This is a genomic window from Pseudoalteromonas sp. P1-11, from assembly GCF_001399995.1.
GTDB classification, from domain to species: domain Bacteria; phylum Pseudomonadota; class Gammaproteobacteria; order Enterobacterales; family Alteromonadaceae; genus Pseudoalteromonas; species Pseudoalteromonas atlantica.
On the sequence record NZ_LJSP01000001.1, the window covers coordinates 536,304 to 560,974 of the forward strand.

Annotated in this window: 24 protein-coding genes; 19 read left to right on the forward strand and 5 right to left on the reverse strand. The window is 41.3% G+C overall.

What is annotated here, in order from left to right; all coding sequences use genetic code 11:
* Nucleotides 1-51: 51 nt before the first annotated feature.
* On the reverse strand, nt 52-843 hold the full coding sequence (locus AN390_RS02415; protein WP_055252868.1) for a crotonase/enoyl-CoA hydratase family protein: 792 nt from the start codon (nt 841-843) through the stop codon (nt 52-54).
* A gap of 249 nt (nt 844-1,092) precedes the next feature.
* Here AN390_RS02415 and AN390_RS02425 point away from each other — a divergent pair, with 249 nt between their 5' ends.
* The 3 genes from AN390_RS02425 (at nt 1,093) to AN390_RS02435 (ending at nt 2,773) form a co-directional block, all read left to right on the forward strand.
* Nucleotides 1,093-1,422 carry an HI1450 family dsDNA-mimic protein gene (locus tag AN390_RS02425; protein ID WP_029771932.1) on the forward strand — a complete coding sequence of 110 codons (330 nt, stop codon included), beginning with the start codon at nt 1,093-1,095 and terminating at the stop codon, nt 1,420-1,422.
* A gap of 66 nt (nt 1,423-1,488) precedes the next feature.
* Complete coding sequence (locus AN390_RS02430; RefSeq protein WP_276537847.1) at nt 1,489-2,268, forward strand: DUF481 domain-containing protein; 780 nt, start codon at nt 1,489-1,491, stop codon at nt 2,266-2,268.
* A 16-nt stretch (nt 2,269-2,284) separates the two neighbouring features.
* Nucleotides 2,285-2,773, forward strand: coding sequence for a hypothetical protein (locus AN390_RS02435; protein ID WP_004586216.1), 489 nt, complete (start codon nt 2,285-2,287; stop codon nt 2,771-2,773).
* 41 nt (nt 2,774-2,814) lie between these two features.
* Here AN390_RS02435 and AN390_RS02440 read toward each other — a convergent pair whose 3' ends face one another.
* Both AN390_RS02440 and AN390_RS02445 read right to left on the reverse strand, forming a co-directional pair.
* Nucleotides 2,815-3,300 (reverse strand): peptidylprolyl isomerase, encoded by a 486-nt coding sequence (locus tag AN390_RS02440; protein ID WP_004586217.1) that lies wholly within the window; start codon nt 3,298-3,300, stop codon nt 2,815-2,817.
* Between the two features lie 12 nt (nt 3,301-3,312).
* Nucleotides 3,313-4,224, reverse strand: coding sequence for a folate-binding protein YgfZ (locus AN390_RS02445; protein ID WP_004586218.1), 912 nt, complete (start codon nt 4,222-4,224; stop codon nt 3,313-3,315).
* Nucleotides 4,225-4,386: 162 nt separating this feature from the next.
* Here AN390_RS02445 and AN390_RS02450 point away from each other — a divergent pair, with 162 nt between their 5' ends.
* Together AN390_RS02450 and AN390_RS02455 are read left to right on the forward strand one after the other, a co-directional pair.
* Complete coding sequence (locus AN390_RS02450) at nt 4,387-4,638, forward strand: succinate dehydrogenase assembly factor 2 (RefSeq protein ID WP_004586219.1); 252 nt, start codon at nt 4,387-4,389, stop codon at nt 4,636-4,638.
* Between the two features lie 157 nt (nt 4,639-4,795).
* The gene (locus AN390_RS02455) at nt 4,796-5,050 is read left to right on the forward strand and encodes a hypothetical protein (RefSeq protein ID WP_330218708.1); all 255 of its coding nucleotides are present in this window, start codon (nt 4,796-4,798) and stop codon (nt 5,048-5,050) included.
* Here AN390_RS02455 and nadB read toward each other — a convergent pair.
* Nucleotides 5,025-6,635 (reverse strand): L-aspartate oxidase, encoded by a 1,611-nt coding sequence (gene nadB / locus AN390_RS02460; RefSeq protein ID WP_024033085.1) that lies wholly within the window; start codon nt 6,633-6,635, stop codon nt 5,025-5,027. The genes AN390_RS02455 and nadB overlap by 26 nt on opposite strands.
* 245 nt (nt 6,636-6,880) lie before the next feature.
* Here nadB and rpoE point away from each other — a divergent pair, with 245 nt between their 5' ends.
* The 10 genes from rpoE to pdxJ all read left to right on the forward strand — a co-directional run bounded on the left by rpoE (nt 6,881) and on the right by pdxJ (nt 15,510).
* Entirely contained in the window at nt 6,881-7,462 is a 582-nt protein-coding gene (gene rpoE / locus AN390_RS02465) for an RNA polymerase sigma factor RpoE (RefSeq protein ID WP_004586222.1), read from the forward strand.
* 1 nt (nt 7,463) lies between these two features.
* Nucleotides 7,464-8,090, forward strand: a complete 627-nt coding sequence (locus tag AN390_RS02470; RefSeq protein ID WP_024033083.1) for a sigma-E factor negative regulatory protein — start codon at nt 7,464-7,466, stop codon at nt 8,088-8,090.
* Between the two features lie 4 nt (nt 8,091-8,094).
* Complete coding sequence (locus AN390_RS02475) at nt 8,095-9,045, forward strand: MucB/RseB C-terminal domain-containing protein (protein ID WP_054982697.1); 951 nt, start codon at nt 8,095-8,097, stop codon at nt 9,043-9,045.
* Between the two features lie 19 nt (nt 9,046-9,064).
* Entirely contained in the window at nt 9,065-9,514 is a 450-nt protein-coding gene (locus tag AN390_RS02480) for a SoxR reducing system RseC family protein (RefSeq protein ID WP_004586225.1), read from the forward strand.
* Nucleotides 9,515-9,702: 188 nt separating this feature from the next.
* Nucleotides 9,703-11,490, forward strand: coding sequence for a translation elongation factor 4 (gene lepA, locus AN390_RS02485; RefSeq protein WP_055252869.1), 1,788 nt, complete (start codon nt 9,703-9,705; stop codon nt 11,488-11,490).
* A gap of 16 nt (nt 11,491-11,506) precedes the next feature.
* Nucleotides 11,507-12,442: a signal peptidase I gene (gene lepB / locus AN390_RS02490; RefSeq protein WP_004586227.1), complete on the forward strand. Its 936-nt coding sequence runs from the start codon at nt 11,507-11,509 to the stop codon at nt 12,440-12,442.
* Between the two features lie 2 nt (nt 12,443-12,444).
* The gene (gene rnc, locus AN390_RS02495; RefSeq protein ID WP_004586228.1) at nt 12,445-13,122 is read left to right on the forward strand and encodes a ribonuclease III; all 678 of its coding nucleotides are present in this window, start codon (nt 12,445-12,447) and stop codon (nt 13,120-13,122) included.
* Nucleotides 13,112-14,044, forward strand: coding sequence for a GTPase Era (gene era / locus AN390_RS02500; protein WP_004586229.1), 933 nt, complete (start codon nt 13,112-13,114; stop codon nt 14,042-14,044). Before rnc ends, era begins: the two co-directional genes overlap by 11 nt.
* Nucleotides 14,045-14,064: 20 nt before the next feature.
* Entirely contained in the window at nt 14,065-14,757 is a 693-nt protein-coding gene (gene recO, locus AN390_RS02505; protein ID WP_024033080.1) for a DNA repair protein RecO, read from the forward strand.
* 21 nt (nt 14,758-14,778) lie between these two features.
* Entirely contained in the window at nt 14,779-15,510 is a 732-nt protein-coding gene (gene pdxJ, locus AN390_RS02510) for a pyridoxine 5'-phosphate synthase (RefSeq protein WP_055252870.1), read from the forward strand.
* Between the two features lie 104 nt (nt 15,511-15,614).
* On the opposite strand, the gene barA is transcribed toward pdxJ, so the two are convergent.
* Nucleotides 15,615-18,389 carry a two-component sensor histidine kinase BarA gene (gene barA, locus AN390_RS02515; RefSeq protein WP_055252871.1) on the reverse strand — a complete coding sequence of 925 codons (2,775 nt, stop codon included), beginning with the start codon at nt 18,387-18,389 and terminating at the stop codon, nt 15,615-15,617.
* Nucleotides 18,390-18,500: 111 nt separating this feature from the next.
* Between barA and rlmD the strand changes: the two genes are divergently transcribed.
* The 4 genes from rlmD to AN390_RS02535 all read left to right on the forward strand — a co-directional run bounded on the left by rlmD (nt 18,501) and on the right by AN390_RS02535 (nt 24,602).
* Nucleotides 18,501-19,826 carry a 23S rRNA (uracil(1939)-C(5))-methyltransferase RlmD gene (gene rlmD / locus AN390_RS02520; protein ID WP_055252872.1) on the forward strand — a complete coding sequence of 442 codons (1,326 nt, stop codon included), beginning with the start codon at nt 18,501-18,503 and terminating at the stop codon, nt 19,824-19,826.
* An 8-nt stretch (nt 19,827-19,834) separates the two neighbouring features.
* Nucleotides 19,835-21,991 carry a GTP diphosphokinase gene (gene relA / locus AN390_RS02525; protein ID WP_024033076.1) on the forward strand — a complete coding sequence of 719 codons (2,157 nt, stop codon included), beginning with the start codon at nt 19,835-19,837 and terminating at the stop codon, nt 21,989-21,991.
* A 1-nt stretch (nt 21,992) separates the two neighbouring features.
* Complete coding sequence (mazG, locus tag AN390_RS02530) at nt 21,993-22,790, forward strand: nucleoside triphosphate pyrophosphohydrolase (protein WP_055252907.1); 798 nt, start codon at nt 21,993-21,995, stop codon at nt 22,788-22,790.
* A 177-nt stretch (nt 22,791-22,967) separates the two neighbouring features.
* Complete coding sequence (locus tag AN390_RS02535) at nt 22,968-24,602, forward strand: CTP synthase (protein WP_004586236.1); 1,635 nt, start codon at nt 22,968-22,970, stop codon at nt 24,600-24,602.
* The last annotated feature ends 69 nt before the right edge of the window (nt 24,603-24,671 follow it).

Below are 24,671 nucleotides of genomic sequence, written 5' to 3' on the forward strand. Positions count from 1 at the left end.
AAAGAAATTAACGTTAGCAAATACGCACTATTATTAAATGCTAATTTAGTCTTACCAGCGCTTTGAATTTGCATAGCTTATATCTGTTTTCCCTTTTGCTTTGGCAATTGCTTTTTTAGTATTAGGATTGAGTAACAAGCGAATTTGGCTAAACGTTTCTTTAGCTAAAATTTGTCGTTGGTTTGTTGTGTAGCTTTGTTGAGTAACGCGCTTTATCGCTGCCAGTGTATCGGGGGAGCGTTCACGTAATATATTTAACATGCGCTGTGTGGCCTGTTCGGTATTGTCTGTAAGCTCTGTGACTAACCCCAGCTTGTAGGCCGTGTGAGCACTAATAGGGTTGGCGTGGCTTGCCAGCCACAGCGCTTGGTCGCGCTTTAATAAACCAGCAAGCACTACATTAGCGCCCATATCGGGGCATAGCCCCCAACGCGCTTCCATAATGGCTAGTTTTGCGTGGGTATCAACAATTCTATAGTCGGCGCCCAATGCTATTTGTAGCCCACCCCCTAAACAATTTCCGTTTATTTGCGCAATCACAGGTACGCTTAACGATTGCCAGCCCAGTACCACTTTTTGCGCTAGGTTTTGATTGCCAGGTAGCCATTTTAGCAACAGCCTAACAATGTTTAATGGTGAAGCCATCACTGCAGCCACATCAAGCCCAGAGCAAAAATGCTCACCATCACCTTTTATCACTACGGCGCGAACACTTTTATCTTTTTTTATACGTTTAATAGTACTGTTTAATTGCAAGAACATACCAAAGCTAAGTGCATTTTGTTTTTCTGCGCGGCTTAAAATAACGTTAGCAATGCCTTGTTGTATTTCTAGTTTTATCATTGCGCTCTCCTATTATTATGTGTTTGAGCTTATGATGTACGCCGTACTAAGTAAAGTAACGGTTTGTTTTATAATAAAAAATAAATTGAATTATTTTTAACTTTTTTAGTCAAAGCACTTTGAATCTTATTTAAGCTTAACCGCGCATGAGCTGGTAACAAAAAAGTCATTATTTTTAGCTGTTTTTTCTCAAAACACAGATGAGTTTTGATATTATGTGCGCACTTAAAATGCATTGAGGTTTTACCCATGTCAGGCCCACGTTTATATAGCGAAGAAGAAGTTACCCATCAAGCGTACGATATTTTTTTAGAGCTGGCGCCAAATAATCTTAGCGAACAAGATGTTGAAGACTTTAACGAATACCGAGAAGAGCTTGGGTTTATTGAAGAGGGCGAGCCTGATGAGCAATGGCAAAACTTTGTTGCACTTGAAATAGAGCCGGAGTTATTTGTGCAAGTGCTAGTGGGGTTAGAGTTTGAAAACGAAGATGTGTTATTTGCAAAAATTTTAATTAGCCGTGATAAAGACGCGCCGTTTTGTCATATTTTGTGGAAAGAAACAGAGCACGCTGAGTAAGCAGTTTTGTTTGTATGTGCAAGAGAGTTTACCGTGCATAAGTATTTACTATTCGTGTTTTTAATAATGAGCAGCCGGTGTTGGGCTGTTGATCCATTTGAAGACTTTCATGAATATGGACAACTCTCTGATGAAGAAATTCACGAGCTACATAAAGGCGAAATGCTCTATGGCGATACTGAATTTGGCTTGATTTTAAGTAAGGGTAATACTAACTCTACCAGCTTTAAGTTTAGAGGGAATTTATACCAAGACTTCGAAAATTGGCGTAACCAATTTAAATTAGACACCTTGTATAAACGAGATCAAAACGAAGATACAGGGCAAACCGATGTAACGGCAGACCGTATTTTTGTCTCTGCACAGGGTAACTACAAAGTGGGCGTTAAAAACTCTTCATTTTTTATTTACGGTGACTACGAAGAAGATAAATTTAGCGGCCTAGATTACAAAAGTACGGTGGCTACAGGCTATGGTGCCAGAGTTTACCAAGGTGTAAAAAATAAAGTAGATATTGATATTGGCCCAGGCTTATATCGCTCTGTCGCTGATGATGAATCAGAGGTAAGCGAAGAAGATGAAAACAAAACTGGTTATTTAGTACGTATTGCAATGCAGTGGGAGCGTTTGGTATCAAAGCGCACGCGCTTTAATCAAGATGTGAGTATTGAGCAGTCTTTGTCGGGGTTAAATTCGCGTTTGAAGTCAGAAACCGCTTTGATTAGCCAAGTTATAGGTGCGGTATCGTTAAAGTTTGCCTATATGTATCGTTATAATTCAAAACCTGAAGACGATAACCTTAAATACGACTCAGAATTAAGCGCCACGTTGGTGTACAGTTTTTAATAATAAAGAGAGCGTTATGTATCAGCATAAACAATATGCGGTGTTTATATTTTTTGTTTTAGCATGGATAGGCGGCTTTGTAGCCTTAGCCTGGAACTTAATGGGCGCCGATGTGCCATTAATGGTATTTGCCGGTGTATTGGTTTTAGTCGGCTTTTTGTTTCATGGTTTAACTGTAAAAGTTGACGAGCAAACAATTAGTTGGGCTTTTGGCCCTGGCGTTGCGGGGCAACGATTAGCACTTGCGGACATAGTGGAGGCTAAAGCGGTGCAAAACTCTTACCGCCATGGTATTGGTATTCGTATTACGCATGATGGGTGGGTGTATTCTGTATCCGGGTTTAGTGCGCTACAGTTAACCTTAAAAGACGGTACTAAGTACCGAGTGGGAACAAATGATCAGCAAGGCTTATTACGTGCGCTTGAGGGTAAAATAACACCCAGTGAAACCCCTTTAGAGGAACCGGCGCCAATAAAAACCGCGACCTACAACAATATGTTATAAAAAAAGCGCCTTAGGCGCTTTTTTTATAAACGGCGGTATGATTAGTGATCGTGACCACAACCGCCTTCACCGTGCACGTGGCCGTGCGCAAGCTCTTCTTCGGTTGCTTCGCGCACCTCTAAAATTTCTACATCAAAATTAAGGGTAATACCCGAAAGCGGGTGGTTGCCATCAACTATAACGTCTTCATCTTGAATCTCGATAATCATCACAGATTGATCACCATCATCAGTTGACGCTCTAAATTGCATACCCACTTCAATCTCCATGCCATCAAACATCGACTTAGGCACCGCTTGCATTAGGTTATCGTGACGTTCGCCGTAGCCTTCTTCAGGTTCTACTTTTACATTTAATGTATCACCGGCTTGCTTGCCTTGGAGTGCATTTTCAAGCCCTGGGATTAAGTAGCCTGTGCCAATAATAAAAACCAGTGGCTCGCCATCAAAAGAGTTATCAATGGTATTGCCATCGTTATCCAGTACTGAATAATGCATTTTTACTACTGTGTTTGGTGCAACGATCATAGTCATTCCTATTTATTCATCTTCAAGAGAGTAAGGTAGAGGCAGAATGCTTAGCTCTACCTGAGGGGTGTGCTTTGCACGAAGTACGTGTGTACTTGGTGTATCGTTTGGCAGCACAACAAGGCCAAATAAGGTTTGGCTATTTTCGTTATAGCTTTGGGCAATTAATTTACCAGCGCGGCGCCAGTTTTCGCCCACTTGGGTTTCAAGCTCTGGCTCTTCAAGTAGGCCATCGCTTTTACCTGTAACAATATACATAGCGCGTTTGTTTTTACCTAGGTACTTCATACGGGCAACCGTTTCTTGGCCGGTGTAACAGCCTTTTTTAAAACTAATGCCGTTAATCGCTTGAAGGTTTACCATTTGTGGTACGTATTCGCCAATGGCGTCACTATTTAATTGTGGCTCGCCCGCTTTTATTGCGGCTTCTTGCCATAGTGCGCAGTTATCTAATGTAGACACATCATCTGGCATACTAAATTGGCTATCAACCATTAGTAAAACGCGATTTGGCGCTAACTTAAGGGCTTTACCACTTGGGAAATCACAGGCCGTTTGGTCATCAGAAAAACGAATATCAAGTTTTTCTAGTACTGGGGTTAAATCGTCACTGATCAACCCGATTAATCTGTTCGTAGAAACATCAATATCGACTTTGGCAAACACAGCGTATTTTTTTAGCTCACTGAGCGACTTCTCTACCTCAGGCTGTGAACCTGCTAAGTAGTAGCTATCTTGGTGAGAAAATAATTTAAACACACCCCACAACTTGCCTTTGGCACTGCAGTGACCAGCCCATAAATAATTGCTGTTAGATAGTTTATTGAGATCTTGAGTGATTTGTCCGTGAAGATAAGACAATTTATCCGCACCGGTTAGGCTAATAAGTTGGTGAGATAACGGACATGCATAAACGCTCGACATAAAAACCTTCTGTGCAATACAAATGAGTAGACATAATAACGCAGTTATAACCTAGGGTACAGCAACGAAGGCGGGCAGTTTTTTATTATTTGAACACAGATTAATAGCTGCTAATTAGGCGGGTATTTGTTAAACTCGGGACAATTAAGTATGAGGTTTAAAATGACTGAAATTCATAGTAAAGCACGTATACGCTGGGCTTGTCGCCGCGGCATGTTAGAGTTAGATGTTTTGTTTATGCCATTTGTAGAGCAGGCGTATGATTCGTTAAATGCACAGCAGCAGGCTGTATTTCAGCGTTTGCTAACCCAAGAAGACCCTGATTTATTTGCATGGTTTATGGGCCATGAAGAATGTAAAGATGCTGAGCTTAATACCATGGTATCGCTAATTTTAGACCGAGTTCGTGTATAGGTTTACGGTAGTAAATAATAAAGCAGAACAGCGGCCTGTGGTGCTGTTTTTCTGCTTATTAAGTGTAATATTAGGGCTTTATTTAAGCTCTTTTTTTAGCATTGTTGTTTGTATAACTGTAAATGCAATTGCGCTTTGCTGGATATGGCAAAAAGTAGTGGCTATTCACCCTGAAAGTGGCGTTATTATTTTAGAGCCTAAGCAAATACGCTTCGAAAACGAAAGTTTAAAAGTTCAGGGGCAAATAACCCCTAAAACAAAAATATTAAATACCAGTGTGTGGTTACACATTAAAGGTTTTAATAAACGCCAATGGCTTATTATTTCAGCTAATGGCGTAAATAAGCAAAGCTACGCACGTTTAAAGCGCGCAGCATTGATTGCCATTAATGGCGAGGTGGAATCAAAATAGTGGGTGTTGGGTTTTCATTTTGCTCAGGGTAGTCAATTGTATAGTGAAGGCCACGGCTTTCTTTACGCTGCATTGCACTTCTAATTATTAGCTCGGCTACTTGTACTAAATTACGAAGCTCCAATAAGTTATTACTTACTCTAAAGTTTGCGTAATAATCATGTATTTCTTGTTGTAATAACTCAACACGGTGCAGTGCTCGTTCTAGGCGTTTAGTTGAGCGCACAATGCCTACATAATCCCACATAAATAACCGCAGTTCGTGCCAGTTATGGGTAATAACAATTTCTTCATCAGAATTACTGACTCGGCTTTCATCCCAACTTGGCAGCGCAAGTGGTGCTGGCGCATGCTCAAGTTTACTTAAAATATCTTTTGCGGCAGCGTGAGCAAATACAATGCACTCTAATAATGAATTGCTCGCCATACGGTTAGCGCCGTGCAAACCTGTGTAGGCGACTTCGCCTACAGCGTATAAGTTATCTAAATCGGTTTTACCGTTAAAGTCGCTCATTACACCGCCACACGTATAATGCGCGGCAGGAACAACCGGGATGGCTTCTTTGGTTATATCAAGCCCTACACTTAAACACTTTGCGTAAATAGTAGGGAAGTGCTCAATAATAAAGTCTTTATCTTTGTGGCTAATATCTAGGTATACACAATTTGCACCTAAACGCTTCATTTCAAAATCGATAGCACGGGCTACTATGTCGCGCGGTGCCAGCTCTTCTCTATCATCAAAGTCTTTCATAAAGCGAGTGCCGTCGGGGCGCTTTAAATACGCTCCTTCACCGCGCATAGCTTCGGTAATTAAGAAGTTTTGTAGCTCAGGATGATAAAGGCTAGTGGGGTGAAATTGGTTAAATTCCATATTGGCTACCCTACAGCCTGCACGCCACGCCATGGCAATACCGTCACCGCTAGATACATCAGGGTTTGAAGTGTACAAATACACCTTGCTTGCCCCCCCTGTTGCGAGCGCTACAAATTTAGCGGAAATAGTTTCTACTTTTTTTGCTTTTTTATTCCACACGTACATGCCATGAATATGCGAACCCGGCTTACCTAAGCTTTTATCACTAATCAAGTCGATGGCATTGTATTGCTCGAGCAAGGTAATGTTTTTATGCGCTTTAACTTGGCTAATTAACGTGGTTTGTACGGCCTTACCAGTGGCATCAGCTGCATGTAAAATACGGCGATGGCTGTGTCCGCCTTCGCGGGTTAAATGAAAGCGCTCTTTTCCTTTGCTATCAAACTCCATATCAAAAGGAACGCCTTGCTCAATGAGCCATTGTAAACACTGATGCGCATTACTTGCAGTATAATGCACAGCTTCTCGGTCACATAAACCACCGCCGGCATCAAGGGTATCTTCAACATGTGATTCTATGCTGTCGTTTTTTTTATCAAATACTGCGGCAATCCCGCCTTGTGCATACAGTGTAGAGCCTTCGGTGAGGGCACCTTTACTGATCACAGTAACATTACAGTAGTTAGCTAAAGACAATGCAAGAGATAAGCCCGCCGCGCCGCTACCGATAATAGCGACATCAGCAATATGATGTTTATTTTGGTTCATGTCAGAGGTACTTTGCGGTTACAATGCTCAAATTAGAGCAATATTTGTTTTTAATAATGTAGTTGTATCATATTTGTCATATTACTACGTAGTGATTTTAATGGCTTAGCGCCGTTATTTACGACTATTTTATAAAAAAATAATATTAAGCAGAACTTTTTATTCATAAAGAGGTCAGAGTATTTGTGAACAATGGCGACACTATGAATAACCAGCAAGAATCAAACAGAGGAGTACCGGCTCGAATGAGCGAGCAGGAATTAGATTTAGCGCTTGTAAAAAGGGTCCAGCAAGGAGATAAAAACGCCTTCAACCTATTAGTAAAGAAGTATCAGAACAAAATTGCAGGGTTAATTTCACGTTATGTGTCTAACCAAGGCGATATTGCAGATGTAGCACAAGAGGCATTTATTAAGGCCTACCGTGCACTTCCAAACTTTAGAGGTGATAGTGCCTTTTATACGTGGTTATACCGTATTGCCGTTAATTGTGCTAAAAATTATTTAGTAGCTCAGGGCCGTAAACCGCCAGCAAACGATATAGACGCTGAAGATGCCGAGTTTTATGACGGTGCGGATTCGATGCGTTCAAACGCATCGCCTGAAAACTTACTGTTAAGCGACGAAGTACGCGCTGTTATTTTTAATACGATTGATAGTTTGCCTGAAGACCTTAAAACCGCGATTACCCTAAGAGAAATCGAAGGGATGAGCTATGAAGAAATAGCCGTGGTAATGGATTGCCCTGTTGGGACAGTACGTTCGCGTATTTTTAGAGCCCGAGAAGCAATAGATAATAAATTAAACCCATTAATAGGCGAGTCTTAGTATGACAAAAGCACACGTTAACAAGTTGGATAGCGAAACGTTATCAGCATTACTTGACGGCGAACAACACCTTGCAGAGGGTAAAATTTCTGATCAGGATGTTGCTACGTTTGGTCGATATGCGCTAATTGGTGATGCGATGCGTGCTCAAAAAAATAACAACGACATACACATCGATATAAGCGATAACATCGCCTTAGCACTTGAAAGTGAGCCTGTGTATGCCGATTTCACCCAATCGACAGCAAACAAAGCGCCTGATACCGAGCACAGTGAAGCGCAGCAAGATAACAAAGTAGTGGCGTTTAATTGGCGCAAGCCGGTTGCACAACTTGCTATTGCTGCAAGCGTAGCTATGTTTGCCATTGTTGGCGTAAATACCTTGCCGCAAGGTGCGGGCGAGCAAGAAAGCGAAATTCCGCTTTTACAAACTACCCCATTAACAGGTATGGCGTCGCCGGTGAGTTATTCATCAGAACCTGCTCTTGAAAACGCTGAGCAAGGTTTACGCGAATTACAGCAACAACGCATTGGCGCGTTAGTTTTAGAGCATCAACGTCAAGCACGTGTTGCACACTCTTTGCAAACAGCGCAAAATAGTGACAAAGCGCAAGAGGAAAAAAACTAATTAAATGAAAGTAATCACTTTTGTTCTGTCGTTAGTATTAAGTTTTAATGTTTTTGCTAACGACACAAATCCCGCCAAAGATTTATTACTAAACATGGCGAATGCAGTGCATACCCGTAATTTTGACGCCTCTTTTGTGGTGGTAAAGGGTAAAGCCATGGAACCTTACCGTTGGGTGCATGCAAAGCAAGGTGAAACAGAGCTTGAGCATTTAAGTTTACTTAATGGCGCGGGCTTAGAAATGGTGAGAATTAACGACCAAGTAACCTACTTTGAACCGCAATCGCAGCCATATTCTATAAATACAGACTCCATTGCTGGGCCAATACCTGAAGTATTATTTAAAGATATTGAAGCGCTAAGCAGCCAATATGATTTTGTGCTAGGTGGTAAAGGCCGTATTGCAGGGCGAGCGGCGCAACTGGTGAGAATAGAATCAAAAGATGAATACAAATATAACTATTGGATATGGCTTGATACAGAGTCATCGCTGTTATTAAAAGCCGCTTATGTTAACCACCAAGGTGAAGCATTAGAGCAGCTACAGTTAACCCATATTAGCGTAACAGAGCAACCAGCACCGATGATTTTAGAAGTGCTCAACCGTAATTTTCCAACGCCGTTACCAGGTAACGCACTGGAAGGTGAAAAAAGTAATGCCACAAACTGGCGCATTGGTTGGTTACCTAATGGCTTTAAATTACTAAAATCAGACCGCCATAAACTTGATTTAAATAACGAACTTACTGACTATTATTTATATTCTGATGGGTTTGTTGAAATTTCAGTTTTTGTACAGCGCCCCTTACCAGGTCGCCGCTTAAGCGGATCATTAACTTCTGGCGCAACGACAATTTATGTGCATAATGGCGGAAACTTTGATGTATCCGTTGTTGGTAATGTGCCAAGCCAAACCGCAAAGGCAATTGCTGAGTCAGTGACTCGCGCATTATAAACAATTCGTAAGGGTTGTTATGATTGAACAAACACTTACAGTGGTTGCCCTAGATGGCACCACTGCCCACTTAGAAGCCCAGCAAAAAAAAGCCTGCGAAGGGTGTAATGGCCGCTGTGGCTCGCAAGTCTTTGCCAAACTCTTTGGTAGCGATAAAAAAACCTTTCCATATCAATTTGATACTCCTGTAGAAGTGGGCCAAAAAGTAACGCTTTCATTAGATGATTCGCATTTAGTCAAACATGCTTTTGCTGTATACATGCTGCCTTTATTTTTAGGATTAACGCTTGCATTTATTAGTGCCGAATTACTACTTTTAGCGCAGGGATGGCAAATATTATTCGCCGCTTTGGGCGGTGTAGGCGGTTACTTTTTAGCTAAAAGCAAAGTGAAAACACTCAGGCATGATGTAAAAGTGATAAAAATTCATCCAATTAGCCTTCCTTTAACGCAAATAGATGGTGATTAAGACCAATTAAATGTAAAATTGCTGTTTTATACCAGAGTAACTTGGAAATACAGGGTAAAAAGGCAATCAAAATTTGATTATCTAAAGCGCATTTAGCCACTTATATAGCACTTATACCCAATAAGTATTTTCAAGTCACTCAGGTGTTCGTACTTAGCCTATTAAAATAGAAGTTTAGAATCCAGTTTATGAAGCATATCCGTAATTTTTCGATCATCGCCCATATTGACCATGGTAAATCGACCCTTTCAGATCGTTTGATCCAGGTTTGTGGTGGCTTAACAGACCGCGAAATGCAAAAGCAAGTGTTAGATTCAATGGACATCGAGCGTGAGCGTGGTATTACCATTAAAGCGCAAAGTGTAACGCTTAACTACACAGCTAACGATGGTGAAACCTACCAACTTAACTTTATCGATACACCAGGGCACGTTGACTTTACTTATGAAGTTTCTCGCTCTTTAGCGGCATGTGAAGGTGCGCTTTTAGTTGTTGATGCCGGACAAGGTGTTGAAGCACAAACGCTGGCAAACTGTTATACCGCCATTGAGATGGATTTAGAAGTAATCCCTGTTTTAAATAAAATAGATTTACCGCAAGCCGAGCCGCTTCGTGTAGCAGAAGAAATTGAAGACATTATTGGTATTGATGCCCTAGACGCTGTGCAATGCAGTGCAAAAACAGGTGTCGGTATTGCTGAAGTACTTGAAATGATTGTAAAGGATATCCCACCACCGGTAGGTGAAAAAGATCAACCTTTACAGGCGCTTATTATTGACTCGTGGTTTGACCCATACCAAGGTGTTGTATCACTAGTGCGTATTAAGCACGGTGAACTACGTGCCGGCGACAAAATAAAAATAATGTCGAACGAGCAAGTACATACAGCTGATCACGTGGGTATTTTTACCCCTAAACAAACCAACACGGGTATTTTACGTACCGGCGAAGTAGGGTTTGTTATTGCCGGTATTAAAGAAATACACGGCGCCCCAGTGGGCGATACGATTACGCATCAAAAAAATGCGGCACCAGTGCGTTTACCAGGCTTTCAAAAAATTAAGCCGCAAGTATATGCAGGTATGTTCCCAATTGCCTCTGATGATTATGAATCGTTCCGCGATGCGCTTAATAAACTAAGCTTAAATGATGCGTCGTTATTTTTTGAACCTGAAAATTCAACAGCACTGGGTTTTGGCTTCCGCTGTGGCTTTTTAGGTATGCTACACATGGAAATTATTCAAGAGCGTTTAGAGCGTGAATACGATATTGATTTAATTACCACGGCACCTACTGTAATCTACGAAGTAGTAACCAAAGAAGGTACGAGTCAAATTGATAACCCGTCTGACCTACCAGCGGTTAATGATATTGTTGAAATCCGCGAACCAGTAGTAGAGGCAAACATACTTGTACCGCAAGAGTTTTTAGGTAGCGTTATTACTCTGTGTGTAGAAAAGCGTGGTATGCAAACTAAAATGAGTTATCACGGCAAGCAAGTCGCTGTAACTTATGAACTACCTATGGCTGAAGTGGTTATGGACTTTTTTGATAAATTAAAGTCAACCAGTCGTGGTTTTGCATCGCTTGATTACAACTTTAAGCACTTTCAAACATCAGACATGGTACGTGTTGATATACTTATTAATGGTGAACGTGTTGATGCGCTCGCTATAATTGTTCACCGCGACAGTGCACAATCACGTGGCCGCCAACTTGCTGATGCGTTAAAAGAGCTTATTCCGCGTCAAATGTTTGATATTGCGATTCAAGCTGCAATAGGACAACATGTTATTGCGCGTACCACGGTTAAGCAATTACGTAAAAATGTAATCGCTAAGTGTTACGGTGGTGATGTGAGTCGTAAGAAAAAGCTACTGCAAAAGCAAAAAGATGGTAAAAAACGAATGAAGCAATTGGGTAACGTAGAAGTACCGCAAGAAGCGTTTCTAGCTATTTTGAAAGTTGGTAAATAAAAACAAAGGATTATAGATGGCTGGTTATTTCTCAGTTTTATTGGTGTTATTAACGTTAGGCTCAGGTTTAATATGGTTAATTGACCACCTAATGTATGCGCCAAAAAGGCAAGAGCGTTTGGCGCTTGCCCAAACATCTGCCGGTGGCCAGCTTGATGAAGAAACAGCGGCGTTAATAGCACCTGAGCCGGCAATTACAGAAACTGCAAAGTCGATTTTTCCGATGATTGCAGCTATTACTATTTTTAGGTCGTTTATTTTTGAGCCTTTTCAAATACCGTCAGGTTCAATGATGCCAACCCTGTTGGTGGGCGACTTTATTTTAGTACAAAAGTACTCGTACGGGATTAAAGACCCAGTATGGCGTAGCCAGCTTGTAGATGTAGGCGAGCCTGAACGCGGCGATATTGTTGTTTTTAAATACCCGTTAGATGAGCGAGTAGATTATATAAAACGTGCTATTGGTTTACCAGGCGATAAAATTGTTTATCGTGATAAGCGTTTATATATTCAACCTAATTGTAAAGAAGGCGAGACCCAGCAGGGTGACCTACTTTGTAATGAGTTTAATAAAATTGATTTTAAATTAATTAACGATAATGAGTTTAAACAAGGCCAAATGTCGCTTGCCCGAGTAAATGAAGATTTAACGACACTCAAGCACGACATTTTAATCAACCCACGCGCTCCTGAACGTAAAGGGCGTTACTATCAGCAACCAGGGACTCCTTCGGATGAATGGACTGTACCAGCTGATCATTATTTTATGATGGGTGATAACCGCGACAACAGCCAAGATAGTCGCTTTTGGGGCTTTGTACCAAAAGAAAACTTGGTGGGTAAAGCTGTCTTTATATGGATGAGTTTTGAATTTGAGAATGGCCCAGATGATGTTTTACCAGGATGGGTTCCAACTGGTGTTCGTTTTGAACGCCTAGGTAATATTCAGTAACAATGAAAAAAAATGTAACAGAATTATATAAACGAATTGGCTACGAATTTGCTGATCAAGGTTTACTTGAGCAGGCAATGACGCACCGCAGTCATAAAGGTCAACACAACGAACGCTTAGAGTTTTTAGGCGATTCAATTTTGAGCTTTGTTATTGCCAATGCTTTGTACGACAAATTTCCAAAAGCGCGTGAAGGCGATTTAAGCCGTATGCGCTCTACGCTTGTGCGTGGCCAAACACTTGCTGAATTTGGGCTAGAGTTTGGTTTAGGTGACTACTTGCGCCTTGGGCCGGGTGAATTAAAAAGCGGTGGTTTTCGTCGTGAATCAACATTAGCTGATGCTGTAGAAGCCATTATAGGGGCTGTGTTTTTAGACTCAAACATAGACCGCTGTGGCGAGCTGATTTTAGCGTGGTACGAATCTCGACTTGATGCTATTTCACCAGGGCTTAATCAAAAAGATCCTAAGACCTTGCTGCAAGAGTATCTACAAGCGCGTAAGTTATCTTTACCGGGCTACACCGTTGTTGATACCAAAGGTCAAGCGCACAATCAAACGTTCACGGTTGAATGTATAGTTGAAGGTATGGATAGCATTATTTCTGTTGGTAGCTCGCGCCGTAAAGCCGAACAAAAAGCTGCTGAAAAAGCATTGAAGATACTAAAAAATGAATCTTGATACCTTAATACAGCCTCATGAAGGTGATATTGATACGTTTTGTGGCATGGTTGCCATTGTTGGCCGCCCTAATGTAGGTAAATCAACATTGCTTAATGAAATCATTGAGCAAAAAGTAAGTATTACCTCGCGCAAGCCACAAACAACTCGCCACCGTATTATGGGTATTCATACAGAAGGGCAACACCAAGCTGTTTATATTGATACGCCGGGCTTACACGTTGAAGAAAAGCGCGCTATTAACCGCTTAATGAACCGTGCTGCATCGAGTTCAATTGGTGATGTAGAGCTTATTATTTTTGTTGTTGAGGGCACTCACTGGAATGCCGATGACGAAATGGTACTTAATAAAGTATCGCAAAGTGGTAAGCCCGTTTTACTTGTTATTAATAAAATAGACCAAGTAAAAGACCGCGATTTAGTATTACCGCATATGAAGATGCTTGGCGACAAATTTGATTTTGTGGGCATTATGCCGGTATCGGCAACGCAAGGTAAAAACGTTGATTTAATTAAAGCCGAAGTGACTAAACGCTTACCACCGTGCGAATTTTACTTTCCTGATGACTATGTAACCGACCGCTCAATGCGTTTTATGGCGGCAGAAGTTATTCGTGAAAAGCTAATGCGCTTTATGGGCGAAGAGCTGCCGTATTCTGTTACTGTAGAAATTGAGCAGTTTAAATGGCAAGAAAACGGTGTTTGGCATATCAACGGGTTAATTCTTGTTGAGCGTGAAACCCAAAAACGCATGGTAATAGGTAACAAAGGCGAAAAGCTTAAAGTGATTGGCCGTGAAGCCCGTAAAGACCTTGAAGAAATGCTCGATAACAAAGTGTTTTTAGAGCTTTGGGTTAAAGTTAAATCGGGTTGGGCAGATGATGAACGTGCCTTAAGAAGTTTAGGCTATGGCGAAGATTAACCTGCATTTAACCAACTAATATGGATAGCGACTTCTACACAGCGTACCTATTACATCGGCGTCCTTATAGCGACTCCCAAGTAATGCTCGATATGCTGGTAGAAGGCGTAGGCCAGCTTAGAATGCTAGCCAGAGTGAGTGGTCGCCAGGCCACTAAACACAAAGCACAATTACAGCCTTTTCAGGCACTGCTTGTTCATTACAGTGGCAAGTACGATTTAAAATACATTAATAAATTTGAGCTACATGGTAATCCTTTATATTTAACAAAGGATAAGCTTTACTGTGGCTTTTATTTAAATGAGCTGACTAACCGCATTGTGCCGGTAAACGAGCCACTTGAACAAGTGTTTGAGCTCTACAAAACTCACCTAGAGAACTTAAATAGCGATGTCGATTTACAATCGGTGCTGCGCTCATACGAATTTCAACTATTAGAGTTGTTGGGCTATGGCGTCGACTTTAGCTTTGATGCCAGTGGTGAGCCAATTGATGAAAGACAAACGTATAGTTACTTTCCTGAGTTGGGTTTTTTGATGCAACAAGATACGCGCTCAGGGTTTAGCGGCGCGCAGCTCAAAGCGATTGCTAATCATGATTTTAGCCAAAGCGATGTACTCTATATGGCAAAACAATTAAGCCGTTATTTACTAAAACCTTTACTGGGTAATAAACCATTAAAAAGCCGTGAATTATTTATGGCCTCTCAATAAACATATTTTACAGGTAACAAAATGAAAGACATTCTTTTAGGCGTAAACGTTGATCATATTGCAACGCTTCGCCAAGCGCGTGGTACATCATACCCAGACCCAGCACATGCGGCCAGTGTGGCAGAGCAGGCCGGTGCAGATGGTATTACTATTCATTTGCGTGAAGACCGCCGCCATATTCAAGACCGCGATGTATACGTAATGGCTAAAACGATTCAAACGCGTATGAATCTTGAAACAGCGGTTACAGATGAAATGATTAACATTGCACTTGAAGTACAGCCTGAGTACGTATGTTTAGTACCTGAAAAACGTGAAGAGCTTACGACCGAAGGCGGCCTAGATGTGGCTGGTAACGTAGATAAAATTAAAGCGGCCACTAAAACACTAACTGATGCGGGTATTAAAGTATCATTATTTATTGATGCCGATAAAGCACAGTTAGATGCAGCTAAAGCGTGTGGTGCACCGTATGTAGAAATTCATACCGGCGCGTATGCAGATGCCACTAATGATGAAGATTTACACAAAGAGCTTGAGCACATACGAGAGGGTGTAAAATACGCGGCGAGCTTAGGCTTAATTGTAAATGCAGGGCATGGTCTTCATTATCATAACGTAAAACCAATTGCTGCAATGCCTGAAATTTATGAGCTTAACATTGGCCACGCTATTATTGCGCGCGCAGCTATTGATGGCCTTGAAAAAGCAGTACGCGACATGAAACGCCTCATGATTGAGGCAAGGTTATAAATTTAACCCCATGGTGGCACCATTTCATAGAAATACTTAATTAAGTAAAATGGTATTAAAACCTGTTAAAAGCGCATTGTCTGCGCTTTTTTATTACGTGTTTTTTAGCGTTGATGCTCGGTAGCACTTGCATCTGCCATGAGGTTTTCCAGCTCATCCTGAAGCTCAAATAGTTCAGGCTCAACGTTATCTAGCACGCAATCACTTTTAAGTGAGGTTTCTATGGTTTCTGCCAGTGATTTAAGCTTAGGCACACCGGTATAACAGCACGCGCCATGGAATTTGTGGATAACACTTAATACCGTTTGGCAATCGTTTTGCTCAATAGCCTCGTTGAGCTGCGAGAGTGTCTCTGGCACACTTTGTAATAGCATATTGAGCATTTCCAGCGCCAGCTCACCTTTACCCCCTGCACGTTGTAGCGCAAGCGACCAATCTAAGCAGTTACTTTCAAATGGAGCAGGGCTTTGTGACGTTACACTTTTAATTTTGTCGCGGCTTACGGGCGATTGCGGACTATGATCGCAAATAATTTGGCTCAGCATGTCCTCATCAATAGGCTTAGTTAAATAGCCTTTAAAGCCATCTTTTAATAGCTGCTCTTTTTCACTGTGCAGAGCATGCGCGGTTACCGCAATAATAGGTGTGTCTTCGTTTAAAGAAGACTCCTTAATAAGTTTACACGCGGTAATGCCATCCATAATCGGCATTTGTATGTCCATAAATATAACATCGTACTTATGGCTTTTACTTAAGCTGTAGGCTTGCGAGCCATTATAAGCGGTGTCTATAAATTCAACTTGCTCTTTTAACAAGGTGCAAATAAGTTTTAAGTTTGCATCATTGTCATCTACCACCAGTACTTTTAATGGCAATAATGTTTGTTCGCTTGGCTCAATATTTAAGGTTGGATGATCAAGGCGATAAGGCGCAGCCAGTACTTCACATAATTTACGATGATTAAGCGGCTTACTTAAGCACGCATCGGCGCCGCTGCCAATAAACGCTTCGCGCATATTATGCGAAACAGTATTGAGCATAAGGTATAAATAATCGCACGACTCGCGAACCATATTCACATAGCTCTTAAGTCGCTGCATATCATCTACCGATGCCATATCACCAATAATACAAATATCGTACTTAAACATTTTATGTTTGATGGCGTCTAAAAACGCTGCTTCATTAAAACAGGCGGTTACAACCGCTTCCCACTCGTTTAATACAGAAAGCACAGAGTGGTGCGTATGCTCGTGTGGCTCTAGGTATAATATGCGTTTACCAATAAGTGATTTAGAAGGTAAGTCGTTACTAAAGGTATGATCAGGCAACCTAAACACACCATTAAAGGTAAAACAGGTGCCGCTTCCCGGGGCTGAATTTAGCGTTATTCGGCCATTCATAGCCTCTACAATGTGTTTGGTAATAATGAGACCTAAACCAGTGCCGCCAAATTTACGGGTGATGGATGAATCTGCTTGGCCAAATGCAGTAAATAACGCATCTTGCTTATCCATTGGAATACCCACACCGGTATCGGTTACTGATACTAAAATAGAGGCGCGGTCTTCATCTAATAAGCGGTAGCTTATATCAACTTTTATAGAGCCTTTTTCAGTAAACTTAATGGCATTACTTAACAAGTTAATGAGTACTTGTTTAAGGCGAGTGGGGTCACCGGTTAAATCATCAGGCACTTGTGGGTTGATATAAATAGATAGCTCAAGTTGTTTTTCATGCGCCGAGGGAGCTAATAATGTCATAACCTCGTTTACGCTATCGCGCAGTTGAAACTGGATTGATTCAAGCTCCATTGCGCCTGCTTCAAGTTTAGAAAAATCTAAAATGTCGCTAATAATTGTCAATAAACTATTGGCAGAAAGCTCTATGGTATCGAGGTAGTCTTTTTGATGTTTATTTAAAGGTGTTTTATACAATTGGCGCGTAAAGCCAATAACCCCATTAAGTGGGGTGCGTAACTCGTGACTCATTTTAGCTAAAAAGTCGGACTTAACGCGGTTAGCATCTTGCGCCTCTTTTTTGGCCATAGTTAGCTGAATATTTGAGGTTTCGTATTGCTCTAGGGTTTCGCGGTAATCACTCGTGGCTTGATCAATATTTTTCTGCATTTCGTCTTTTTGCATAACCATAGTGTGGGCAATGGTATTAAGCCCTTCACGCAAAAGTTCAAATTCGCCCATCATGGTGTCGTTTAAACCCGTGTCTCTTTTACCTTCAACTAGTTTGTCGGTGGCAAGTACTAACTTATTAAGCGGGTTCATAAACATACGGCTAAGCTTAAGCGCTAAAATAGATGCCAATATTATTGAAAATAAAATAACAATGCCGCTAATTAAAACCGCTCGCTGCTGGCCTATAATCGCTTGGTCTTTATTAAGTTGTAAAATAACGGTGCCAAGCGGGGTTTGAAAATCATTAATATCCCATTTTGATACCGGCGCAGAATGATTAAAAATAGGGGTGTAGAACGTGATTAACTCTTCTGATTTATTAATTTTTGTTGTGTGAAGATTTTCAATTTGTTCTTTTTGAGTTAGTTCATCAAACGAGCGATGATAGTTGCTGGTCATAATAAGCTGATTGCTGGTATCAAAAATAGCAATCGATTTAATGGTTGGGGAGTGCTTATTGTGTGTGTAACTAATCAGACGGTTGAGCAGCTTTTTATTTTTTTCAAGTAAAGGCTGCTCTAAAGCAATTGCTAAGGGTTCAGATATTGAGCTGCCTTGCTGATATAAAATTTCATCAAGCTCAATGTAACGATTTATTGTAAAATAGCCGCCAAGTAACAAACCAATGATCACTGTGGGGATCAAGGTTAAGGTTAAAACAGAATCACGTAAGCCTAATTTGGTCATAATGGAAGCGTTATTATCATTATTAGTATGGATCGAGTATATACGGTTCATCGGCTATTCTCAAAGCATCTGATTTGCTTATACGTAATACAAAATTTAAGGTAATGCCGCATGGCGCAAATTTTTAAAGCAAAGAAAAAACCACTTAAACAGCAAACACTCACACTTAATATTACGGCCATGGATCATCAAGGGCGAGGCGTTGCCAAACACAATAACAAAGTGTGCTTTGTAAGCGGCGCTTTAATGAATGAAAAAGTAACGGCAAGCCTAATTGAAGATAAAGCCAAATACAGTAGTGCAAAGCTGGTTAAGGTTATTAATCCAAGCGATGCACGCACGCAGCCTTTTTGTCAGCATTATAATCACTGTGGTGGTTGCCAGTTGCAGCACCTAGAAATAAATCAGCAAGTGGTTGAAAAGCAAAATGCAGTGACGCAACTGTTTCAAAAATTTGCCAAATTAAGCGACTTAAATTGGCAAGCGCCTCTTTTAAGTAAGCCCACTCATTACAGACGCAGTGCGCGTATTGCCGTAATGTATGATAAAGCCGCTAAAAAAATGCGAGTTGGGTATCGTGCGCCTAGCTCTAAAAATGTGATTAGTATTGAGCAATGTGATGTGCTTAGTAAGGCATTTACTAACGTATTTAGTATTTTTGAAACGCTTATTAATCAATACAAAGCGCTACACAGTATAAGTCATTTGCAGTTGTGCCAAAACGAAGCTGGGAACTTTATTGTTATTCGCCATACTAAAGCGATACCAGATGAAGCCAAAAGCTACATACAAGAAGCAGCAAACGCACAGCAATGGTTAATTACCTGGCAAGACAACAGTGATGTTATAGAGCAGGCTCATTTGCCTACGCCGTATTATTTTTTAGAAAAGTTTAATTTAAAATTCGAATTTGGCCTTGGTAATTTTATTCAAGTAAATGATGAAGTTAACCAAGCTATGTTAGCTCAGTCGGTAAATTGGCTTAACTTGCAAGGAAACGAGCAAGTATTGGATTTATTTTGTGGTATTGGTAACTTTTCATTAGTGCTAGCCCAGCATGCTAAATCGGTTATTGGAGTAGAAGGGGTTGCATCGGCGGTTGCAATGGCGACGCAAAATGCGCAAACTAACTCTATCACTAATGCGCACTTTCATTGTTTTGATTTAACGCAAAAAATTGAAACAGCACAATGGTTTAATAAGGCGCTAGACGTATTAGTATTAGACCCTTCTCGTACAGGTGCTATGGCTGTTTTAGAGCAACTACCTTTAAAGCAGTTTAAAACCATTTTATACGTCTCTTGCGATCCTGTTACTTTAGCCCGTGACAGTGCAATTATTTCGCAAGCAGGCTTTGAAGTTACTAAAATTGGGCTAATGAATATGTTTCCACATACAGGACACATAGAAACAATGGCGTTATTTCAACGGAGGTAAAGCGTTTTATGGTCGCTACACGTCAATCACATCAACAGGACGACACAGGTGACTTTGCTACTAGCCTAAAACAGTTAGCGTTATCGCAAGAGAAAATAACGCTACTAAACAAAGCGCAAGCATTGTGTGTTACATGTGACAACCAAGCACGGCAAAACACGGCCATAGAAATGGTCGAGATTTTAGCCGAGCTAAATTTAGATGCAGAATCTCTCGCAACCGCGTATCTCACGCATTACTACTTAAATGACTTAGTAGACCTTGAAACCGTAGAAGCACAACTTGGCAAAAATGTAGCCATGCTTTTAACAGGGGTTGCGCAAATGGCTGCTATTAGTACTTTATCGCACCAAGGTAAAGGCACTATGCAGGTAGATAACATTCGTAAAATGTTACTTACCATGGTTGAAGATGTGCGCGCTGTGGTGATTAAACTTGCTGAGCAAGTGTGCCATTTACGCAATGTAAAAAATGGCGATGAAGAAGAGCGTGTTATTGCCGCTAAAGAAACCGCAGATATTTTTGCCCCGTTAGCAAACAGGTTAGGTATAGGCCAGCTTAAGTGGGAACTAGAAGATTTATCGTTTAGGTATTTACACCCCGACACCTATAAAAGCATTGCTAAACAACTTGATGACAAGCGCCTTGCCCGCGAAGCCTATATGGAAGATATGGTTGCGCAAGTAAAAGCTCGCCTAAGCGAAGCCGGTATTGAGGCGCAAGTGTATGGCCGCCCTAAGCACATTTACAGCATTTATAAAAAAATGCAGCAAAAAAACTACGAGTTTGATCAGCTGTTTGATATTAGAGCAATGCGAATTGTTGTAGAGCGCCTGCAAGATTGTTACGGCGCGCTAGGTATTGTGCACACTAATTGGCGCCACCTTAATAAAGAGTTTGACGACTACGTTGCTACACCCAAACAAAATGGCTATCAATCAATTCATACCGTGGTATTTGGCCCTGAAGGGAAAACCGTTGAAATACAAATACGCACCAGCGAAATGCACCAAGATGCAGAGCTAGGCGTAGCCGCGCACTGGATGTACAAAGAAGGCGCTTTACCTGGGCGTGGCTCAGGCTATGAGCAAAAAATTAGCTGGTTGCGCAAATTACTGCAATGGCAAGAAGAAGTGGTTGATGGGGGCGATTTAGCCGAAGAGCTTAAAAACCAAGTTGTAGAAGACCGCGTTTATATATTTACCCCAAGCGGCGATATTATCGATTTACCTGTTGGCGCTACACCGCTTGATTTTGCTTACTACATCCACTCAAATGTAGGGCACCGCTGTATAGGGGCTAAAGTATTTGGCAAAATAGTGCCGTTTACACATCAGCTATCAACGGGCGATCAGGTAGAAATTCTCACGCAAAAGCAGCCTAATCCAAGCCGCGATTGGCTAAATCCATCGCTTGGTTATATTAAATCGTCGCGTGCAAGGGCTAAAATCCATCATTGGTTTAAACAGCTCGACCGCGATAAAAACTTAAGCGCCGGTAAAGAGATTCTTGATAACGAACTGCAAAAGCTAGATTTAACCTACAAAGATTTAGACCCAGCCATTAAGCGCTTTAATTTTAAAGAACTAGATGACTTAATGGTTGCCATAGGTGCCGGCGATGTTCGCTTAAACCAAATGCTTAACTTTGTCAGTGATCGTACTGAAGAAGAACCCGTAATTCGTTTTAAAGCGCCAAGTAAAGTAACTGGCGATAAAAACGGCATTGTGGTTGATGGTGTAGGCAGTTTAATGAGCCACGTTGCTAAGTGTTGTCGCCCAGTACCTGGCGATAAAATAATTGGCTATATTACACAAGGCCGTGGCATTGGGGTGCACCGCGAAGATTGCGATTCATTTAACAACTTAAAAGAGCAACACCCAGAGCGTGTAATATCGGTTAGTTGGTCAGATGAAATAAACGGCTCTTATGCGCTAAGTATAAAAATAGAAGCAAGCGATCGCTCAGGTTTAATTCGCGATATTAGCTCTGTACTGGCTAACGAAAAAGTAAATGTGATCAACATGAACGTTAATACTGTTGGGGCTGATCAGTTAGCGGTATTTACTATGCAAATAGAAGTGCATGATTTATCGGGCACAAACCGGGTTTTGTCTAAACTGCATCAAATTGAAGGTGTTCACAGTGCCAAGCGAAACCAATAAAATGGCAAACAGTAACGCCCTTGAGCAACTCCTCGATATTATGGCGTTGCTTCGCGATCCTACCGACGGTTGCCCGTGGGATCGCAAGCAAAATTTTAAATCGATTGTACCGCACACACTAGAAGAAGCCTTTGAAGTGGCCGATTGCATAGAGTCGGGTAATTTAAACGAGCTTAAAAATGAGCTGGGTGATTTACTGTTTCAAATCGTTTTTTACGCACAACTTGCTAAAGAGCAGGACATGTTTGATTTTAACGACGTGGTTAGTGAGCTAAATAGTAAACTTACCCGCCGTCACCCTCATGTTTTTAACACTAAGCAAGCATTAACCGACGAGCAATTAGCAAAGCAATGGCAAGCAATTAAAGCACAAGAGCGTGTAGCAAAAGTACAGCCAAGCAAAGCCTCACTTTGGCAAGATATACCCACCAATATGCCAAGCCTAACTAAAGCTAAAAAAATTCAGCAGCGTGTTGCCGCACTTGGTTTTGATTGGCCAAGCTACCACGGGGTACTTGATAAAGTAAGTGAAGAAGTACTTGAAGTAAAAGAAGCGCTTGAGCACGACCCTTCATCCGATCATACAGCAGAAGAAATAGGCGACTTATTATTTGCCACAGTAAATGTGGCTCGCCATGTTAAACGCGACCCAGAGCAACTACTCAGACAAGCCAACGATAAGTTCTCGGCGCGCTTTGAAAAAGTGCAAGGTTATTTAATTGCAAAAGGTAAAAGTTTAGAGCGCGCAACGCTTGACGAAATGGAAGAAGCATGGGAAGCCATTAAAAAAGCGAAATAAGATTAGCTCAGTACAACCTAATGTTAATCAACGAACATTTTTTGTGCGCGTAAACGCTATTTTTAGCTGGATTGCTCAACGCTGTTTTGGTACAATTTCGCCCCGTCTTGATGATATACCCAGAGTCTCTTTCTCGGGTGTTATATTCCTTTTAATTCCTGATATTCTAGGGTTCGCATGAGTACAAAATTTATCTTCGTTACTGGCGGGGTTGTTTCTTCGTTGGGTAAAGGTATTGCAGCAGCGTCATTGGCAGCTATTTTAGAGGCCCGCGGTTTAGATGTTACCATTTTAAAGCTGGATCCTTACATAAACGTTGACCCAGGCACAATGAGCCCAATTCAACACGGTGAAGTATACGTTACAGAAGACGGCGCCGAAACGGATCTTGATTTAGGTCACTACGAGCGTTTTATTCGCACCAAAATGACCAGCCGCAACAACTTTACACAAGGGCGAGTGTACGAAGATGTACTACGTCGTGAGCGCCGTGGTGAATACTTAGGTGCAACCATTCAGGTTATTCCACACATCACAAATGACATTAAGCAACGTGTATACGACGGTGCTGAAGGTCATGATATTGCGATTGTAGAAATTGGTGGCACAGTAGGTGATATTGAATCACAACCATTTATTGAAGCAATTCGTCAGTTAGGTACAGAAATTGGCCGCGAACGCGCGCTATTTATTCACCTAACGCTAGTGCCATTCTTAGGCCCTGCAGGCGAAGTAAAAACTAAACCAACACAGCACTCAGTTAAAGAGTTACGCTCTGTAGGTATTCAGCCAGATATTCTTATTTGTCGCTCAGACCGTAAATTGCCTAACAACGAACGTGCAAAAATTGCATTGTTCACAAACGTTGAAGAAAAAGCGGTTATTTCGCTTCCTGACGTAGACAGCATTTACAAAATTCCTGCACTATTAAAATCACAAGAGCTAGATAACTTTGTATGTCGTCGTTTCCACCTTGACGCACCAGAAGCTGATTTAGTTGAATGGGAACAAGTACTTTATCAAGAGTCTAACCCGACTGGCGAAGTAACGATTGGTATGGTTGGTAAGTACATTGAACTACCAGATGCATACAAATCAGTTAACGAAGCACTTAAGCATGCAGGTCTTAAAAACCGTTTAACCATTAATATTGAATACGTTGACTCGCAAGACTTAGAAAGCAAAGGGGTAGAACTGCTTTCTCATCTAGACGCTATTTTAGTACCAGGTGGTTTTGGCGGCCGTGGTGTTGAAGGTAAAATTTTAGCTGCTAAGTATGCCCGTGAAAACAAAGTACCTTACCTAGGCATTTGTTTAGGTATGCAAGTAGCGCTTATTGAATATGCACGTAATGTTGCAGGTTTAACCGACGCTAACTCAACTGAGTTTAATATTCACTCAAAAGCGCCAGTGGTGGGCTTAATTACAGAGTGGTTAGATGCTGAGGGTAACATTGAGATACGTGATGAAAAATCTGATTTAGGTGGCACCATGCGTTTAGGCGCACAAAAATGTCACTTAACGCCGGGTTCTAAGGTGCACGAAGTGTACGGCAATACAGAAATTATTGAACGTCACCGTCATCGCTACGAAGTAAACAACAACTTTGTAGAGCAATTAGAGCAAGCAGGCTTAAGCTTTACCGGTTTATCAGAAGATAAAAAACTAGTAGAGATCATCGAAAATAAAGATCACCCATGGTTTATTGCCGCGCAATTCCACCCGGAATTTACGTCAACACCACGTGATGGTCACCCGTTATTTGAAGGGTTTGTAGCAGCTGCTCATACTCATCAAAAAACGTCTTCGTAATTAAAAAAAGCCGTGCATATTGCACGGCTTTTTTGTCTAAAGGGCTGACTAAAAGATATAAAACGTAGT

Coding starts and splice junctions, on each gene's coding strand:
- barA (WP_055252871.1), bottom strand. CDS start 18,389: ATGACCAAATTAGGCTTACGTGATTCTGTTTTAACCTTAACCTTGATC.
- AN390_RS02445 (WP_004586218.1), bottom strand. CDS start 4,224: ATGTCGAGCGTTTATGCATGTCCGTTATCTCACCAACTTATTAGCCTA.
- AN390_RS02415 (WP_055252868.1), bottom strand. CDS start 843: ATGATAAAACTAGAAATACAACAAGGCATTGCTAACGTTATTTTAAGC.
- pdxJ (WP_055252870.1), top strand. CDS start 14,779: ATGAAAGACATTCTTTTAGGCGTAAACGTTGATCATATTGCAACGCTT.
- mazG (WP_055252907.1), top strand. CDS start 21,993: ATGGCAAACAGTAACGCCCTTGAGCAACTCCTCGATATTATGGCGTTG.
- AN390_RS02475 (WP_054982697.1), top strand. CDS start 8,095: ATGAAAGTAATCACTTTTGTTCTGTCGTTAGTATTAAGTTTTAATGTT.
- AN390_RS02440 (WP_004586217.1), bottom strand. CDS start 3,300: ATGATCGTTGCACCAAACACAGTAGTAAAAATGCATTATTCAGTACTG.
- AN390_RS02425 (WP_029771932.1), top strand. CDS start 1,093: ATGTCAGGCCCACGTTTATATAGCGAAGAAGAAGTTACCCATCAAGCG.
- rnc (WP_004586228.1), top strand. CDS start 12,445: ATGAAAAAAAATGTAACAGAATTATATAAACGAATTGGCTACGAATTT.
- AN390_RS02430 (WP_276537847.1), top strand. CDS start 1,489: ATGAGCAGCCGGTGTTGGGCTGTTGATCCATTTGAAGACTTTCATGAA.
- era (WP_004586229.1), top strand. CDS start 13,112: ATGAATCTTGATACCTTAATACAGCCTCATGAAGGTGATATTGATACG.
- rpoE (WP_004586222.1), top strand. CDS start 6,881: ATGAGCGAGCAGGAATTAGATTTAGCGCTTGTAAAAAGGGTCCAGCAA.
- nadB (WP_024033085.1), bottom strand. CDS start 6,635: ATGAACCAAAATAAACATCATATTGCTGATGTCGCTATTATCGGTAGC.
- rlmD (WP_055252872.1), top strand. CDS start 18,501: ATGGCGCAAATTTTTAAAGCAAAGAAAAAACCACTTAAACAGCAAACA.
- AN390_RS02435 (WP_004586216.1), top strand. CDS start 2,285: ATGTATCAGCATAAACAATATGCGGTGTTTATATTTTTTGTTTTAGCA.
- AN390_RS02470 (WP_024033083.1), top strand. CDS start 7,464: ATGACAAAAGCACACGTTAACAAGTTGGATAGCGAAACGTTATCAGCA.
- relA (WP_024033076.1), top strand. CDS start 19,835: ATGGTCGCTACACGTCAATCACATCAACAGGACGACACAGGTGACTTT.
- recO (WP_024033080.1), top strand. CDS start 14,065: ATGGATAGCGACTTCTACACAGCGTACCTATTACATCGGCGTCCTTAT.
- AN390_RS02535 (WP_004586236.1), top strand. CDS start 22,968: ATGAGTACAAAATTTATCTTCGTTACTGGCGGGGTTGTTTCTTCGTTG.
- lepB (WP_004586227.1), top strand. CDS start 11,507: ATGGCTGGTTATTTCTCAGTTTTATTGGTGTTATTAACGTTAGGCTCA.
- lepA (WP_055252869.1), top strand. CDS start 9,703: ATGAAGCATATCCGTAATTTTTCGATCATCGCCCATATTGACCATGGT.
- AN390_RS02450 (WP_004586219.1), top strand. CDS start 4,387: ATGACTGAAATTCATAGTAAAGCACGTATACGCTGGGCTTGTCGCCGC.
- AN390_RS02480 (WP_004586225.1), top strand. CDS start 9,065: ATGATTGAACAAACACTTACAGTGGTTGCCCTAGATGGCACCACTGCC.